The sequence below is a fragment of the Pseudomonas sp. Root329 genome (genome assembly GCF_001424925.1).
Taxonomy (GTDB): domain Bacteria; phylum Pseudomonadota; class Gammaproteobacteria; order Pseudomonadales; family Pseudomonadaceae; genus Aquipseudomonas; species Aquipseudomonas arabinosi.
In genome coordinates this window covers 141,479-156,606 of the sequence record NZ_LMCV01000034.1, presented here as the reverse complement: position 1 = coordinate 156,606, position 15,128 = coordinate 141,479, and the positions used below count along the sequence as shown (strand labels likewise).

The window sequence follows — 15,128 nt, the reverse complement described above, 5'->3', positions numbered from 1 at the left end:
NCTGATCACCGAGTACCGCTACGACTGCCAACATCGGCTGATCGGCGCCACCCTGCCCAACGGCAGCCAGGCGACCTACCGCTACGACGCCTTCGGCCGCCGCATCAGCAAAACCGTCGACAGCAAAACCACCGAGTTCTTCTGGCAGGGCGACCACCTCGTCGCCGAAAGCAGCTGCGAGCACTACCGCAGCTACCTCTACGAACCGGGCAGCTTCCGCCCGCTGGCCATGCTCGACGGCAAAGGCCCACACCAGGCCTGCCCGTTCTACTACCAACTCGATCACCTCGGCACACCGCAAGAACTCACCGACTACAGCGGCGACATCATCTGGGCCGCCCGATACACAGCCTATGGCCGCCTGACTCGCCTCAACCGCGACACCCATCAGGTGCTTGATCAGCCGTTGAGGTTTCAGGGGCAGTATTTCGATGCGGAAACGGGCCTGCATTACAACCGGCATCGCTACTACAATCCGGATGTTGGACGGTATTTGACGCCGGATCCGAGCAAGTTGGCAGGTGGGTTAAACGGGTATCAGTACACGCGGAACCCGACAGGGTGGGTTGATCCGCTGGGGTTGAGTGAGTGTCCGGGTGGGGATGGGTGTAAGCGGCCGGCGTTTGGGGATGAGGATCCGGCGGGGACGGCGAAGGTTGATGAGGGGAATCCAAATCTTCCATTTCCGGAAATCGTCGACTGGACACCACACGGTTACAAACACAACCCATCAAAAAATATGACTTGGAAGGAAACGATAAAATCCACCAAGTCGGGGCCCGCCAAATACAAGCAAGGCATCGATGTTGAAATCATGGAGCGAGACGCTTACAAAACCGGCTCTCCTACTACCAACGGAAAATCTTGGAAAGTCAAAGAATACGAGACTGACATTGGTGCCAGCGAAGGAAAGCCCAGTCGATGGATACGCATTGAGCTAAGCGCCAGAACGATCCATGGACATCCGATCTCAGAGACTGAATTTAGGAGGCTAATGAAGTGATGGACCTAACATTCATAACGGGGAAAATCACTTACGATGAGCTTTCCGCATTGAGAAATACCGATCTCTCAAATCAGATCGACTTTCTGAAAGAGGACATGCTGCAAGTGGAGTATCACGATACACATTTGCTAGATGTAGGCTGGTATCCGTCGTTCGATATCAGCGGTTCTTTTCAGATTAGAGTTATCAAGAACTATGACTGGGACACACCACTTGCGCTTTCAAAGGCCGGTTCGATTCGATTACTTATCGAAGAAATAATCGCTGCTCAAAATCTGATAAACAAAGATCGATAACCGGACTGTCAAACTTTTTGTGTGCCGGCCGCTCACGTATTCCACCAAAGCCCAGCATGTTGCTGGGCTTTTATCTTTAAATAACAATTAGCCTACCCCCCCGAACCACGTGTTCCGCCACTAGCACTTCCCGTCCCTCCTCCCGAGCTACCACCATTCAAATTCACCCCAGAACTACCGGATCCTCCAGACCCTCTCCCAGAACCGCTCCCACTCATCGCTTTTTAAAGGTTCCGCACAATCGACGAGCGGCGCTGCGCCACCGCGAATATTCAGCTCGGTTCGTTTGAGCCGTCTTCACCGGCAATGTCCGGGTCGTCAGGGTGAGCTTCAACATCCCCGCGCTTCACTTCATCAGACGGCAACTGCTCTACAGCGGTGTCGTCGTCAGGCGGACGTTGATCACGACTCAGGGAATCGGTCGGTGAAGGCAGCGGATATTCGGGGGTATCGTCGATGTCGGAGTCTTTCGGATCAGCGTTCATAAGGCACCTCTCGTGAGGCCTGAAAAGCAGGCCCTGAAGTTTCGAGGATTGCGCCCTGCATTGCGTTCGATCAGAGAGACGATCGGTCAAGTCCGCCAGGGTCAATCTTCGTCCTCATCCTCTTCCTCGTCTTCGAACTCGATATTTCCGACATCGCCCGCATCATCGGAATCATTGAGCGGCACCGTTGCGTCATCCATCAAAGAGCCTGGGTCTTCGTTACCAGGATCGTTAATGAACGGAAGCCCGCTCGGGCCTTTTTCTTCTTTGCCTTCGGTTTCAGGAGTCATGGCATGCCTCACAACGTTCTGGGGTGTATGAAGTTCGAGGCGTCGCACGACCAAACGTTCCAGAGTCCTACTACCAGAAACGAAAAACCCGGCGCTGGGCCGGGTTTCTGCTGTGACTCAATGACGAATCAGTGATGTTTGTTCCTGTGCTTGTTTTTATGCTTGTGATTGTGGCCGCTACCGGAGTGCGAACTGCCGCTATCGTTACCCAAGTTGTTGCCTACCGCCCCACCCGCCGCGCCGCCCAGGCCTGCGCCAATGGTCGAACCGGTAGAACCACCGAGGCTATTGCCGATCACCGAGCCACCGGCCGACCCCAGACCACCACCAATAGCCGCTTCTGTGCGACTGCCTTTGTTCGCGCCGACCGCGCTACCTGCCGCGCCGCCTACACCGGCGCCAATCGCGGCACCCGTGCTGCCGCCCATTTGCCGGCCGACCACGTTACCTAGCGCACCGCCAATACCACCGCCAACTGCAGCGGTGCCGTCACCGGCGGCCATTGCACCTTGAGCGACCAAAAGTCCCAGAACCAACGTGGACAATGTCAAACGCATGATATGTACCTCTAAATTCCGTATCGGGGGTAAGAGAAGGCGTTACGGATGGCGTCAGTCTAGCTTTTTCATCACGCCAGCGCTGATCGTTGGACAGCTGTAAGTTCGAAGAGCGCGAAGAAGAAATATCCAGATACAAAAAGCCCGGCATCAAGCCGGGCTTTTTGAGTTGATCGATCAGGATCAGTGACGCTTGTGACCTTTGGCCAGGTTGCTGCCCACGCCGCCGCCCAATGCGCCGCCCAAGCCTGCGCCGATGGTGGAACCGGTCCTGCCGCCCAGGCTGTTGCCGATGATCGAACCGCCGGCAGCGCCGACACCACCACCAATGGCGGCTTTAGTGCGGCTGCCTTTGCGTGCGGCAACAGCACTGCCGGCCGCGCCCGCAACACCAGCACCAATCGCTGCACCGGTGCTGCCGCCCATGCTCTGGCCGACCACATTACCCAGCGCGCCACCCAAACCACCACCGATGGCGGCAGTGCCATCACCCGCAGCCATCGCACCTTGAGCAACCAAAAGCCCCAGAACCAAAGCAGGCAGTGTTAAACGCATGACAAGAACCTCAAAAAAGGGGTAACCGAAAGGGGCGAGATTGAATGCTTTAGAGGAGAAAAAGTCCAGACACGCACGGGTACAACCTCGCAATAGGCGACGGTTGGACAGCGTTTTTAGAAAAGGTTTTATGACAGGCAAAAAAAAGCCCGCTGGGGAACGGGCCAGGTACTGCTTTCTAACGGATGACTTGAGCCTACGTAGGCAGGTGTGAAAAGTTTGTGAAAGAATTCGCTAACAACGGGCTGTGTATCTGTAGTCCAAATCCCAACAACCGACCTTGTGAAAATGAAAACCCCGCTCAATGGCGGGGGGGCTGTCCAGTTGACGGTTACTTCCTGGAAGACGGCATCCTCTTGGGCAAGAAATTCGCCTTTTCGGATCGGGGCACCTTGGATTTCAATTTGGCGACCTGAACCCGGTTTTCACCAAAGCCCGGCATATACTCTGCTTGACCACACTGCACGCAATTGTTGATCGGAAACTCAGATCCGTCGTCTTCGATATACGAATCAGCCATACCTTTCCCCTCTCAAAATAGGGTCGACACCGGCAAGCCCTATTTGCCTGAAAAATGTCGACCTTCAACGCTTTTGAGACTAGTCAGTCATTACCGGACTTGTAGTTCGGATTATTGCATCCCCGACGAACGGCCTCGTGACTCAATCACCTCAACTTGACCGCCGTCCCGGTCACGAACACCACCACCATCCCGCCCTTCCCGGCTGGCATGCTGATCTCATAATCAAGCCCCACCACCGCATCAGCCTGAAGTGCCTGCGCCCGCTCCTTCAACTCGTCGGTTGCCTGAATCCGTGCCTCCTTCAACGCCCGCTCCAATGTCTGAGAGCGCCCACCGAAAAAATCCCGCATCCCGGCGAACATATCGCGGATCACGTTGACACCCTGCACCGACTCGGCACTGACGATGTCCAGATAGGCGGTGATTTGTCGGCCTTCGATGGTGTGGGTAGTAGTGGTGATCATTAAATTTCCTTCTTCATGGTCCGGGGGTAATGACTCAAGGCAACCTGGACAGATGCTGAGCCAACGCATCAAACGCCGGCAAGGTGACCGGATCATTAGCCGAGTTACTGGCGACCGGATGGGAGGCGTAGCGAACAATCACCATCTCGGCCTTCGGGTCGACATAAATGCGTTGCCCATGGACCCCGCGCGCCATGAAGGCTCCGCCCTCTTTGTTGGTCACCCACCACATCGAACGGTAACTCCACCCCTTCAACAAATCGTACCCCGCCTGGGCGAATGCCTGCTTGTCACCGCCGCGACGTATGTCGTCGACCACCGATTGGGGCACGATTTGCTGACCGTTGAACTGACCGTCATTACGCAACATCTCGCCAAATCGTGCCAGGTCACGCAAACCGGTGTTCAAGCCGCCGCCGGCAAACGGGGTGCCAATGGAATCCACCGTGAAATAGGCGTCCTGCTCAGCCCCCAAACGGCTCCAGATCCGCTCCGACAACAACTGTGCGACGTTGCGACCGGTCGCTCGAGCGATGATCCAGCCCAGTACATCGGTATTGACGGTCTTGTAGCCAAACGCGCTGCCGTGTTCGCCTTGCGGTTGAACCGTCTGCAAAAACTCGTAGTAACTTCGCGGACCGCTGTAGTCCTTTGGCTTGGGCAGAGGGCTGCCAGCTTTTGCATGAGCCCAGACCTCGGCGTTCGGGTCGGCGTAGTCCTCGCTGTACTTGAGGCCGGTCGTCATATCGAGGACCTGACGCACCGTGGCGCTGCCAAACGCCGAAGCCGCCAGTTCGGGGGCGTATTCGGCGACGTGCTTGTTCGCATCGATTCGCCCTTCTGCCACCAACATAGCCCCCAATGTGCCGACCACGGACTTGGTCACCGACATTGCCGCGTGCTGGCCTTCAGGCTTCAGCACGCCAAAATAACGCTCGTAGACAACTTTTCCGCGATGCATCACCACAATCCCGTCGGTGTAGGTGGCCGCGAGGGATTGCTCCCAGGTCATCGGAGCCTTCGCGCCAAGCGGGACGAAGCTGATCGCATCGATGTCTTTGCGCAGCGCAGGTACCAATGGAACCGGCGCACCGAGCCCCCGTGAAACGTTGATCGTTGGCATCAGTTGACGGAAGTTCGAAACACTCCAGCGCATCGCCGGGAACTGGAAATAGCTGCCATCTTCGAAACGCACGGTGCGATCTGCAGGGGGTGGCGAGCCGACCATCCAGCCTAGTTTTGCGGGGTCGCTGGCTATGGCATCGGGGAAAGTCTTGGTTGTAGATGCGGTGGCGAATAAGGGGACGGTACTTATCAACACGGCGGAGAGGGAAATAGCGATGCGGCGGGAAGCGGCGCGAGGGTGAGACATAGTGTCGATTCCATTCGAGGGGTTTTGGGCAGTCCAACAGGTTAGAGCAGCTTGACCAACACTGCGGTGACAGTTGCGGTGACAGTGGCCACCGTGCCAATCAACCCAGTCGCTACAGCCACCGGATACCAAAAAGTCTCACGGGTCATCTTCCCGGCCTCGGCGTTCAGCTTGCGCTGCTCAGCCATCAGCTTGACGATCTCCACGTGAACCTTTTCCAGTTCGGCCTGTTTCATGGTGAATTCCTGCATAACGTGCGTTCGTCCTTCCAGATAATAGGCCGCGTCATGTGCCTTGCCGTTGATTCATTTTGCCCCCTAAAGGCGCATAGCGAATACCCCTCACGAAACGGCTCGAGTCAGGTGCCGAAACCTATGAAAGCACCCAGCTACCTGGCTTTCCAGCATTACTTCCCACATGCCTATCACCCGTCCTACACGAGTTTCGGAAGCGCCTTCGCCGATGAGCGTGGATCAATAACATTGCCATCCACAAAATCCAGACGCCAGAAACCACAAAACCCCTGACTTCTTTCGAAATCAGGGGTTTTGGTTACATCGAATTTGGCGGTGAAGGAGAGATTCGAACTCTCGATACAATTTCTTGTATACACACTTTCCAGGCGTGCTCCTTAAGCCACTCGGACACTTCACCGTATCTCTTCAAACAAGTTCTGTCTGTCGAGGCGCGCTAATGTAGTCGAAAGCTTTTCCGATGGCAAACTTTTTTTGCAGAATTTTCATGCGCTTAGCGTTTTAGTCGTTCGAGCAGGTTCCGGGCCATGGCAAACCTGCCAATCTCCGGCTTCGCGCCCGCTTCTATATAGAGGGGAATGCGCGGCGGTTGTGGCGGGCGGCGCTTGCCGGGCGGGGAAAGGGTGACTGGGCGGTCAGTCACGGCGCTTTACCTGGCCTGCGGCGGTGGGTAACGTCTGCCCTACTTTATTGAAAGGAATAGCGTCATGAGTGAGTTGATTTCCTACCATCTCGAAGACGGTATCGCGACCCTGACCTTGAGCAATGGCAAGGTCAATGCCATCTCTCCGGACGTGATTGCTGCGTTTAACGCCGCGCTGGATCAGGCGGTGACTGATCGTGCGGTGGTGATCATTACCGGTACGCCCGGGATGCTGTCGGGCGGTTATGACTTGAAGGTGATGACCTCCGGTCCTAAAGAGGCCGTGGCGCTGGTGACTGCCGGTTCGACCCTGGCCCGTCGTCTGTTGGCGCACCCGTTCCCGGTGATCGTGGCATGCCCTGGGCATGCGGTGGCCAAGGGCGCGTTCCTGCTGTTGTCGGTGGATTACCGCATTGGTGTCGACGGCCCGTTCACCATCGGTTTGAACGAAGTGCAGATCGGCATGACCATGCACCACGCCGGTATCGAGCTGGCCCGTGATCGTCTGCGCAAGTCGGCGTTCCACCGTTCGGTGATCAACGCTGAGATGTTTAATCCACAAAGTGCCGTGGATGCCGGGTTCTTCGACCTGGTGGTGTCGGCCGAAGAGCTGCAAGGCGCGGCGCTGGCGGCGGCTCGTCAGTTGAAGAAGATCAACATGATCGCTCACAAGAACACCAAGCTCAAAGTGCGCAAGGCGCTGCTGGAGAGGCTGGACAACGCGATCATCGAGGATCAGGATTTTTTGGTTTAAACCCAAACGTGCCACACCGAAAAGCCCGACCGTCGTGTCGGGCTTTTTCTTACGTGCTCCGTTGAAAAGCCTACAACCGCTCTAGATCGCATCTGACCCACAAGTCGGAAACATGCGCTCAAACATCGCCTATCTCCCACCTCTATAGCGGCAATTGCCGAAAACAGTGCACATCCGTACACTGCGCCACCTTTTGTCCCGGTGGGGCCTGTAAATGCTGTTTGTGTTTCGTATGTTATTGATGGGCCTACACTTTATTCTGGCCGGTGTGCTTGGGGTGATTCTCGGCCTGTGCCGACCGTTCAATCCGGACAACAGCCGATTGTGCGCGCGTCTTTATGCATGGCCGGCGATGTGCATTTTGCGTCTGCGGGTGAAGGCCGACGTCGGACCGCTGATGGATAAACCCGACAGTTGCGTGATCATCGCCAACCACCAGTCCAACTACGACCTGTTTGTGTTCGGCAACGTGGTGCCCCGCCGCACCGTGTGTATCGGCAAGAAGAGTCTGAAGTGGGTGCCGCTGTTTGGTCAGTTGTTCTGGCTGGCGGGCAATGTGCTGATCGATCGCGGCAATGCGCAGAAAGCGCGCCAGTCGATGCTGACCACTACCCACACGCTGCAGAATGAAGACACGTCGATCTGGGTCTTCCCGGAAGGCACGCGCAACCTGGGCGAAGAGTTGCTGCCGTTCAAGAAAGGTGCCTTTCAAATGGCCATTGCCGCCGGCGTGCCAATTGTTCCGGTGTGTGTCAGCAGTTACGTTAAACACATGCGATTGAACCGCTGGCGCAGTGGGAAGATTCTGATCCGCTCGTTACCGGCGATTCCTACGGCTGGATTGAGCCTGGATGACATGCCGCTGCTGATTGCCCAGTGCCGCGAGCAGATGCGCGAGTGCATCGCTTCGATGGATCGGCAACTGCAAGCCGCGTAAAAGAAACCCGCCTTGTGCGGGTTTTCTTTTGCCTGCGAGTTTTTGCCGACGAACTCCGCAGATTTCACTGACTCTCAAGCAGTAGACAGGGCTAAGCTGGTGACTGCCTGCCACTGCCATCTTTGCTAATAGAAAGCTGCCAATAAGAAGTGAATCACTATCATGGGTAGAGTTGTTGCTGCTGCGGTTTATAGCGCTGGTAAGAAAGTCACCAATATCACCCTCGATGAAGGCGCTGCCTGGGCGGCAAAGCCCGGCCACTTTGTCTGGATCGGCCTCGAAGAGCCGAACGCCCAGGAGTTGTTCAATCTGCAACGCCAGTTCAACCTGCACGAACTGGCCATTGAAGACGCCCTGGAAAAACACAGTCGGCCGAAACTGGAAACCTTCGGCGATGCACTGTTCATCGTCACGTATTCGCCGATCCGGAATGAAGGAAAACTGGAGTTCATCGAGACTCATATCTTTGCCGGCAAGGGCTATATCATTACCGCACGCAACGGTCACTCGGCGTCCTACGCCCATGTCCGACAGCGTTGTGAGGCGCGTCCGCTGTTGCTGGAGCACGGGGAAGATTTCGTACTCTATGCCATCCTCGATTTCGTGATTGAAAACTACCAGCCCATGGGTGAAGCGATCCATGCCGAGATCGATGAGTTGGAAAGCAGCGTCATGTGTAGCTCCCTGAACGAGCGCGACATTCAAAAACTCCACAGCCTGCGCCGCGATGTACTGCGCTTGCGCCGGTTTGCGGCGCCGATGGTGGAGATCGGTGAGGAATTGCAGAAGCTGAGTTTCCCGTTTATCGACAAGAACATGCGCCCGTATTTTCGCGACGTGCAGATCCATGTGACACGGCAGATGGAAGACCTGACGACCCTGGCGGACATTGCCAGCCAGACCATTGAGGTTGGGGTGTTGCTGGAGGCGTCACGCCAAAGCGTGGTGCAGCGCAAGTTCGCGGCGTGGGCGGCGATTCTGGCGTTCCCGACGGCGGTGGCCGGGATATACGGGATGAACTTTCAGGACATGCCGGAGTTGAGTTGGCATTACGGTTATTTCGGGGTGTTGGGGGTTATTGCGGTGGGGTGTGTGAGTTTGTGGGCGAGCTTCAAGAAATCGGGTTGGTTGTAGGATCCCGCGCTTTCAGTGAAAACCGGTTGTCCCCATTCGCGAGCAAGCCCGCTCCCACATTGGATCTGTGTCACGACGAAGATCCAATGTGGGAGCGGGCTTGCTCGCGAAGCTTTTAGCTTTTAACCGCTTCACCCTCAGGTTTGTGCGCCACAAACCGCATCATCCACTCCGCAACGGTAGCGCCATGATGCTCGTGCTCAAGGCTCGCCATACCTTTCGAATAAATCTGCTCACCCAGCGCTTCCTGACGAATATCCAGCAACGCGCGCGAGTAATCGTGAATGAATTCCGGATGCCCCTGGAAGCACAGCACCTGATCGTTGATGTGGTACGCGGCAAACGGGCAGAAATCGCTGGAAGCAATGACCGTGGCGTTTTCCGGGAGCGCGGTGACCTGGTCCTGATGGCTGATCAACAAGGTCAGCTCTTCCCTCACCGGGCTCATCCACGGTGCCTTGGCGGCGAGTTTGTACTTGTGGGTGCCGACGCCCCAGCCTTGGGTTGCACGTTCGCTCTTGCCACCCAGCAGCAGCGCCAACAGTTGATGGCCGAAGCACACGCCCAGCAGTTTGTCGCCACGCTTGTAGCGGGTCAGCAGGTATTCCCTGAGGGTTTCAATCCAAGGGTCGGTGCCGAAGGAGTCGGCCTTGCTGCCGGTGACCAGGTAGGCATCGAACGTCAGCTCATCGCTGGGATACTCGCCCTGCATCACGTTGTACACGGTGAAATCGGCAGCGATGGGTTGCTGCGAAAACAGACGCTGGAACATCTGCCCGTAACCCTGATATTGATCGACCAGTTCCGGACGCAGGATGTCGGTTTCCAGAATGCAGATGCGTAACGACATAAAAAATACCTGACACTTGATGGGAATAATGCACACCCCTGAGCCTGCCTTGAAACACCGTGGCAAGGCAAGCCCCGGAATGCGTCATCCGTCCCCTAGAACGCCTCCCCTTTAGCCGCTTTCTCCAGCAATAGCGCAGGAGGTGCGAATCGCTCGCCATACTGCCCTGCCAGGTACTGGGCGCGGGCGACGAAATCTTTCACGCCGTACTGGTTGATGAACTGCAGCGCGCCGCCGGTCCAGGCGGCGAAGCCGATGCCGAAGATCGAGCCGACGTTGGCGTCCGCCGTCGAGGTCAACACACCCTCCTCCACACAGCGCACGGTTTCGATGGCTTGCACGAACAGCAGTCGATCACGCACGTCCTTCGGCGAAATCTGCCCGTCAGCCTTCTCGAAACAGCTTTTCAGCTCTGGCCACAGATGCTTCTGCCCACGGGCCGGATAATCGTAGAAACCACCACCCGCAGCCTTGCCCGGACGCTTGTATTCGTAGAGCAGCAAGTCAATCACGGCGAACGCCGGGTGCTCAATCAGCGGTTTCCCTTCTGCTTGCAGGTCTTTGGCGGTTTGCTGGCGGATATGGCTCATCAGGCTGAGGGAAACTTCGTCGGAGATCGCCAGAGGTCCGATCGGCATGCCGGCCTTGCGCGCTTCGGTCTCGATCATTGGCGCGCTCACGCCTTCGCCCAGCATGGCGATGCCTTCGTTGGTGAACGTGCCAAACACCCGCGAGGTGAAGAAACCGCGACTGTCGTTGACCACAATCGGGGTTTTCTTGATTTGCAGGACGAAATCGAACCCGCGAGCCAGGGTTTCGTCGCTGGTGTGGGCGCCTTTGATGATTTCCACCAGGGGCATTTTCTCCACGGGACTGAAGAAATGCAGACCGATGAATTTGCTCTGATCCGGCACGGCAGCAGCGAGGCCGCTGATTGGCAAGGTCGACGTGTTGGAAGCAATCACCGCGTCCGGGCCAACGACTTTTTGCGCCGCCGAAGAGACCTTGGCTTTCAGATCGCGATCTTCAAACACCGCTTCAATGATCAGATCACAACCGGCCAGATCGGCATCGCTTTCAGTGGGGTGAATTCGCGCCAGCGTTGCATCGCGCTGATCGGCACTCAATTGGCCACGCGCAACCTTCTTGTCCAGCAGCGCCGCCGAATGAGCCTTGCCCTTCTGTGCAGCCGCAAGATTGATGTCCTTGAGCACCACGTCGATGCCGGCCAACGCGCTGACAAAGGCAATTCCGGCGCCCATCATGCCTGCGCCCAGTACACCCACCCGACGCGTCACGTAGGGCGCAAAGCCCTGAGGCCGCGAGCTGCCGGCATTGATTTCGTTGAGCTGAAACCAGAACGTGCCAATCAGGTTTTTCGACACCTGGCCGGTGGTCAATTCGGTGAAGTAACGGGTTTCGATCAGGTGCGCGGTGTCGAAATCCACCTGAGCACCTTCTACCGCAGCGCAGAGGATTTTCTCTGGCGCGGGCAGGCAGCCCTGGGTTTTGCTGCGCAGGATCGACGGCGCGATGGCCAGCATTTGCGCGACTTTCGGGTTCGACGGCGTATCACCGGGAATCTGGTAACCCTTCACGTCCCAGCGCTGCACAGCTGAAGGATGGGCGATAATCCAGGCGCGCGCCTTGGCCAGCAGTTCATCACGATCCGCCGCCAACTCATCAATCAGACCAGCCCGCAACGCCTGCTGCGGCCGGACTTTTTTGCCTTCGAGCAGATAGGGCAAGGCTTTTTCAATACCGAGCATCCGCACCATGCGCACCACCCCGCCGCCGCCCGGCAATAGGCCGAGGGTCACTTCCGGCAAGCCGAGTTGCACCGAAGAATCGTCCAGCGCCACCCGGTGATGGCACGCCAGGCAAATTTCCCAACCGCCGCCCAACGCGGCGCCGTTGATCGCGGCGACCACCGGTTTTCCGAGGGTCTCCAGGGTTCGCAGCTGCCCTTTGAGCGTCAGCACCATGTCGTAAAAGGCTTTGGCTTCGGGCTTGCCGACCTTGATCAGTTCATTGAGGTCGCCGCCGGCGAAGAAGGTTTTCTTGGCCGAAGTGATGATCACGCCGGCGAGGGTGTCTTTTTCGGCAACGAGTCTGGCAACACACGCGGCCATGGCTTCGCGGTAGACCGCGTTCATGGTGTTGGCGCTCTGGCCCGGCATGTCGATGGTCAGGACGACGATCTGGTCCTGACCTTTTTCGTAACGGATGGCTTCGGTCATGAAAGGGCTTCCTTGAAGTCGGTCGGGGCTCAGAGGCGTTCGATGATGGTAGCAATGCCCATGCCGCCGCCGACACACAGCGTCGCGAGGCCATAGCGCAGGCGCCGGGTTTCCAGTTCGTCGAGCAGCGTGCCGAGGATCGCGCAGCCGGTGGCGCCCAGCGGGTGGCCCATGGCGATGGAGCCGCCGTTGACGTTGATCTTGTCCGGGTCGATCGCCATGTCCTTGATGAATTTCAGCACCACCGAGGCGAAGGCTTCGTTGACCTCGAACAGGTCGATGTCTTCAACCCGTAGCCCGGCCTTGGCCAGTGCCTTACGGGTGGCCGGCGCGGGGCCGGTGAGCATGATGGTCGGGTCGGTGCTGGTAACGGCGGTGGCGACGATTCGCGCCCGCGGTTGCAAACCCAGTGTCCGGCCCTTGGCCTCTGAACCGATCAGCATCAGCGCCGCGCCATCGACGATCCCGGAACTGTTACCCGCCGTGTGCACGTGGTTGATCCGCTCAACATGGCTGAAGACTCGAAGTGCGGTGGCATCAAAGCCCATTTGCCCGATCATCTCGAAGCTCGGCTTGAGCTGGCCCAAGCCTTCCATGGTCGATCCGGCGCGGATAAATTCATCGTGATCGAGCAGGATAATGCCGTTCTGGTCCTGCACCGGCACCAGCGATTTGTTGAACGAACCGTCGGCCCTTGCCCGCGCAGCCTTTTGCTGGGAGTGCAGCGCATAGGCATCGACGTCTTGACGGCTGAAGCCTTCAATCGTGGCAATCAGGTCAGCGCCCACGCCTTGAGGGGCGAAATGGCTGTGAAAACTGGTTTCCGGGTCCTGCGCCCAAGCGCCGCCATCGCTGCCCATCGGCACGCGGGACATGGACTCGACGCCGCCGACCACCACCAGGTCTTCGAAGCCGGAACGCACCTTCATCGCGCCGAGGTTCACCGCCTCCAACCCCGAGGCGCAGAAGCGGTTGATCTGCAAACCCGCCACGCTGACGTCCCAATCCGCCACCTGGGTCGCGGTTTTGGCGATGTCGGAACCCTGGTCGCCGATGGGCGTCACGCAGCCAAGCACCACATCGTCGACCTGACTGGTATCGAGAGACGTGCGCTGTTGCAGCGCCGTGAGCAGCCCGGCCACCAGGTTCACCGGTTTGACGCTGTGCAAGGCGCCATTGGCCTTGCCTTTGCCGCGGGGCGTGCGTAATGCGTCGAAAATAAAAGCTTGGGTCATGACGTTCTCGAACCTGAGCGGGGAGTAAATGCAGAGTCCCCACCTTAGGCCGAGCGGCCCCGGATTCAATGACCGCAGTGCTCACTGATGTTGACGGTCACGCTCAGACGGACGGTAGGCAACCACCGAATTAACCGATTCAGGACACCAAGCTGTCTAGCAAACGGGCGCCCAAGAAGCTGGCAATAGGCCTCATGCCTTTTTAAGAGCAATTTACGTGAAGTCCATACGAAATGGATCTAAACCAAGCGTGACGCGGGCTCTAAGGTGAACTTGTACGAAGTTGTCGTCGGGTTTTGCCGAGGCGCTCGTCAAACAGGAAGTGCAACGCTCTGCCGTCATGGAGAAATGCAGGCAGGCATCAGGAAATAACAATAAAGGCGGTCAAGCCATGTTCAAACAATCGAAAGTACGTCAAGCCGGGCTCATTCTTTTCGCCACTACGCTGTTGTTGATTTTGCCGAACCTGACCAAGGTGATCGGCTAGTCGGTCAATAAAAAATACGGCGCCAGGTTTTATATCGCCCTCTAAAAATGTGACGGGTTCGCTACCCGGGCCAGCGTGGGTGTGCCAACCTTTGGGGCACTTCCACGACATGGACGGCGATCATTTGAAAACGCTCATTTTGTTCGGGGCCTTGCTGCTCAGCACGCCTCTGTCTGCCGCACAGCTGAACCTTGAGCTCGGCGCGAGCAGTCGCACCTGGCAAACCGAGGAATTGCTCAAGCATCCTCAGGCTCAGACCATCACCATCAGCAACGACGTTTCCTACAAACGGGACATGAGCTATCGCGCTGTTCCGGTGGCTGCGTTGTTGACTGGCATCAAGCCTGAAGACCATTTACAGGCGGTAGCCCTGGACGGTTTTGCCGCAGAACTGTCGGCTGCGCCATTGCTTAATACCCAGGGTGCGCGCGCATGGTTGGCGATTGAAGAACCCGCCAAGCCGTGGCCACCGCTGTCGGAAGGCAAACCCGGCGCCGGGCCGTTCTATCTGGTCTGGACCGATCCGCAGGCGGGCGACATCAGCCCCGAGCAATGGCCCTTTCAAGTGGCGAGCATCAAGCGCATGGCACCGGTGGCCGAGCGCTTCCCTGCCCTGCTGCCCGATCCGGCGTTGAAAGCTGACGATCCGGTGAACAAGGGCTTTGCGCTGTTTCAGAAGAATTGCCTGGCGTGCCACCGATTGAACGGCGCCGGGGATGCGCAGTTTGGGCCGGACCTGAATATTCCGTTTAACCCGACCGAGTACTTCGGCGCGGATTTCCTCAAGCGCTACATTCGTGATCCGCAGAGCCTGCGCCAGTGGCCACAGGCGAAGATGCCCGGGTTTTCGGCAACGGTGTTGCCGGATGGGGATCTGGAGAGGTTGGTGGGGTATTTGAAGCATATGGCTGGGCGAAAAGTTAAGCCCTGACACCGCCCCCCTGCGGGAGCGAGCCTGCTCGCGAATGCGGCCTTTCAGTCAGCAAATTTGTGGCTGACACACCGCTTTCGCGAGCAGGCTCGCTCCCACAGGGGATTTGTGGTGT

The 15,128-nt window shown here is 57.6% G+C and carries 16 protein-coding genes and 1 tRNA gene; 6 read left to right on the top strand and 11 right to left on the bottom strand.

Annotated features, from left to right (window positions below; translation table 11 throughout):
• Nucleotide 1 precedes the first annotated feature (1 nt).
• Both ASC74_RS32260 and ASC74_RS22460 read left to right on the top strand, forming a co-directional pair.
• On the top strand, nt 2-1,003 hold a 1,002-nt coding region (locus ASC74_RS32260; RefSeq protein WP_236713328.1), incomplete at its 5' end, for an RHS repeat domain-containing protein.
• Nucleotides 1,003-1,302 carry a hypothetical protein gene (locus ASC74_RS22460; RefSeq protein WP_046047920.1) on the top strand — a complete coding sequence of 100 codons (300 nt, stop codon included), beginning with the start codon at nt 1,003-1,005 and terminating at the stop codon, nt 1,300-1,302. The genes ASC74_RS32260 and ASC74_RS22460, both read left to right, overlap by 1 nt.
• A 272-nt stretch (nt 1,303-1,574) precedes the next feature.
• On the opposite strand, the gene ASC74_RS22455 is transcribed toward ASC74_RS22460, so the two are convergent.
• The 8 genes from ASC74_RS22455 to ASC74_RS22415 all read right to left on the bottom strand — a co-directional run bounded on the left by ASC74_RS22455 (nt 1,575) and on the right by ASC74_RS22415 (nt 6,202).
• Nucleotides 1,575-1,787 (bottom strand): hypothetical protein, encoded by a 213-nt coding sequence (locus tag ASC74_RS22455; protein WP_056744178.1) that lies wholly within the window; start codon nt 1,785-1,787, stop codon nt 1,575-1,577.
• A gap of 101 nt (nt 1,788-1,888) precedes the next feature.
• Nucleotides 1,889-2,077 (bottom strand): hypothetical protein, encoded by a 189-nt coding sequence (locus ASC74_RS22450; RefSeq protein WP_046047922.1) that lies wholly within the window; start codon nt 2,075-2,077, stop codon nt 1,889-1,891.
• A 128-nt stretch (nt 2,078-2,205) separates the two neighbouring features.
• Nucleotides 2,206-2,634, bottom strand: coding sequence for a glycine zipper domain-containing protein (locus tag ASC74_RS22445; protein WP_056744176.1), 429 nt, complete (start codon nt 2,632-2,634; stop codon nt 2,206-2,208).
• Between the two features lie 183 nt (nt 2,635-2,817).
• Nucleotides 2,818-3,189 carry a hypothetical protein gene (locus ASC74_RS22440; RefSeq protein ID WP_033055724.1) on the bottom strand — a complete coding sequence of 124 codons (372 nt, stop codon included), beginning with the start codon at nt 3,187-3,189 and terminating at the stop codon, nt 2,818-2,820.
• Between the two features lie 666 nt (nt 3,190-3,855).
• Nucleotides 3,856-4,176 (bottom strand): YbjQ family protein, encoded by a 321-nt coding sequence (locus ASC74_RS22430; protein WP_056744173.1) that lies wholly within the window; start codon nt 4,174-4,176, stop codon nt 3,856-3,858.
• A 34-nt stretch (nt 4,177-4,210) separates the two neighbouring features.
• On the bottom strand, nt 4,211-5,548 hold the full coding sequence (locus tag ASC74_RS22425; RefSeq protein ID WP_056744171.1) for a serine hydrolase domain-containing protein: 1,338 nt from the start codon (nt 5,546-5,548) through the stop codon (nt 4,211-4,213).
• 41 nt (nt 5,549-5,589) lie between these two features.
• The gene (locus ASC74_RS22420; RefSeq protein WP_082555884.1) at nt 5,590-5,784 is read right to left on the bottom strand and encodes a hypothetical protein; all 195 of its coding nucleotides are present in this window, start codon (nt 5,782-5,784) and stop codon (nt 5,590-5,592) included.
• A 328-nt stretch (nt 5,785-6,112) separates the two neighbouring features.
• A tRNA-Ser gene (locus ASC74_RS22415) sits at nt 6,113-6,202 on the bottom strand.
• A gap of 307 nt (nt 6,203-6,509) precedes the next feature.
• On the opposite strand from ASC74_RS22415, the gene ASC74_RS22410 reads away from it, so the two are divergent.
• From ASC74_RS22410 to ASC74_RS22400, 3 genes are all read left to right on the top strand, one after another.
• Complete coding sequence (locus ASC74_RS22410) at nt 6,510-7,199, top strand: crotonase/enoyl-CoA hydratase family protein (protein WP_056744167.1); 690 nt, start codon at nt 6,510-6,512, stop codon at nt 7,197-7,199.
• 214 nt (nt 7,200-7,413) lie between these two features.
• Nucleotides 7,414-8,136 carry a 1-acylglycerol-3-phosphate O-acyltransferase gene (locus ASC74_RS22405; RefSeq protein WP_056744165.1) on the top strand — a complete coding sequence of 241 codons (723 nt, stop codon included), beginning with the start codon at nt 7,414-7,416 and terminating at the stop codon, nt 8,134-8,136.
• A 162-nt stretch (nt 8,137-8,298) separates the two neighbouring features.
• Complete coding sequence (locus ASC74_RS22400) at nt 8,299-9,270, top strand: magnesium and cobalt transport protein CorA (RefSeq protein WP_056744163.1); 972 nt, start codon at nt 8,299-8,301, stop codon at nt 9,268-9,270.
• A 115-nt stretch (nt 9,271-9,385) separates the two neighbouring features.
• On the opposite strand, the gene ASC74_RS22395 is transcribed toward ASC74_RS22400, so the two are convergent.
• The 3 genes from ASC74_RS22395 to ASC74_RS22385 all read right to left on the bottom strand — a co-directional run bounded on the left by ASC74_RS22395 (nt 9,386) and on the right by ASC74_RS22385 (nt 13,595).
• Nucleotides 9,386-10,120: an amidotransferase gene (locus ASC74_RS22395; RefSeq protein ID WP_056744161.1), complete on the bottom strand. Its 735-nt coding sequence runs from the start codon at nt 10,118-10,120 to the stop codon at nt 9,386-9,388.
• A gap of 95 nt (nt 10,121-10,215) precedes the next feature.
• Nucleotides 10,216-12,360 carry a 3-hydroxyacyl-CoA dehydrogenase NAD-binding domain-containing protein gene (locus tag ASC74_RS22390; protein ID WP_056744159.1) on the bottom strand — a complete coding sequence of 715 codons (2,145 nt, stop codon included), beginning with the start codon at nt 12,358-12,360 and terminating at the stop codon, nt 10,216-10,218.
• A gap of 29 nt (nt 12,361-12,389) precedes the next feature.
• A complete protein-coding gene (locus tag ASC74_RS22385; protein WP_056744157.1) occupies nt 12,390-13,595 on the bottom strand; it encodes an acetyl-CoA C-acetyltransferase in 1,206 nt (401 codons plus the stop codon).
• 596 nt (nt 13,596-14,191) lie between these two features.
• On the opposite strand from ASC74_RS22385, the gene ASC74_RS22380 reads away from it, so the two are divergent.
• The gene (locus ASC74_RS22380) at nt 14,192-15,013 is read left to right on the top strand and encodes a c-type cytochrome (RefSeq protein WP_056744155.1); all 822 of its coding nucleotides are present in this window, start codon (nt 14,192-14,194) and stop codon (nt 15,011-15,013) included.
• Nucleotides 15,014-15,128: the final 115 nt, after the last annotated feature.

Bases quoted from the DNA above. Each gene is read 5' to 3' on its own strand.
- ASC74_RS22395 (WP_056744161.1), bottom strand. From the start codon at position 10,120: ATGTCGTTACGCATCTGCATTCTGGAAACCGACATCCTGCGTCCGGAA.
- ASC74_RS22385 (WP_056744157.1), bottom strand. From the start codon at position 13,595: ATGACCCAAGCTTTTATTTTCGACGCATTACGCACGCCCCGCGGCAAA.
- ASC74_RS22440 (WP_033055724.1), bottom strand. From the start codon at position 3,189: ATGCGTTTAACACTGCCTGCTTTGGTTCTGGGGCTTTTGGTTGCTCAA.
- ASC74_RS22455 (WP_056744178.1), bottom strand. From the start codon at position 1,787: ATGAACGCTGATCCGAAAGACTCCGACATCGACGATACCCCCGAATAT.
- ASC74_RS22450 (WP_046047922.1), bottom strand. From the start codon at position 2,077: ATGACTCCTGAAACCGAAGGCAAAGAAGAAAAAGGCCCGAGCGGGCTT.
- ASC74_RS22380 (WP_056744155.1), top strand. From the start codon at position 14,192: ATGGACGGCGATCATTTGAAAACGCTCATTTTGTTCGGGGCCTTGCTG.
- ASC74_RS22445 (WP_056744176.1), bottom strand. From the start codon at position 2,634: ATGCGTTTGACATTGTCCACGTTGGTTCTGGGACTTTTGGTCGCTCAA.
- ASC74_RS22420 (WP_082555884.1), bottom strand. From the start codon at position 5,784: ATGAAACAGGCCGAACTGGAAAAGGTTCACGTGGAGATCGTCAAGCTG.
- ASC74_RS22410 (WP_056744167.1), top strand. From the start codon at position 6,510: ATGAGTGAGTTGATTTCCTACCATCTCGAAGACGGTATCGCGACCCTG.
- ASC74_RS22400 (WP_056744163.1), top strand. From the start codon at position 8,299: ATGGGTAGAGTTGTTGCTGCTGCGGTTTATAGCGCTGGTAAGAAAGTC.
- ASC74_RS22405 (WP_056744165.1), top strand. From the start codon at position 7,414: ATGCTGTTTGTGTTTCGTATGTTATTGATGGGCCTACACTTTATTCTG.
- ASC74_RS22460 (WP_046047920.1), top strand. From the start codon at position 1,003: ATGGACCTAACATTCATAACGGGGAAAATCACTTACGATGAGCTTTCC.
- ASC74_RS22430 (WP_056744173.1), bottom strand. From the start codon at position 4,176: ATGATCACCACTACTACCCACACCATCGAAGGCCGACAAATCACCGCC.
- ASC74_RS22425 (WP_056744171.1), bottom strand. From the start codon at position 5,548: ATGTCTCACCCTCGCGCCGCTTCCCGCCGCATCGCTATTTCCCTCTCC.
- ASC74_RS22390 (WP_056744159.1), bottom strand. From the start codon at position 12,360: ATGACCGAAGCCATCCGTTACGAAAAAGGTCAGGACCAGATCGTCGTC.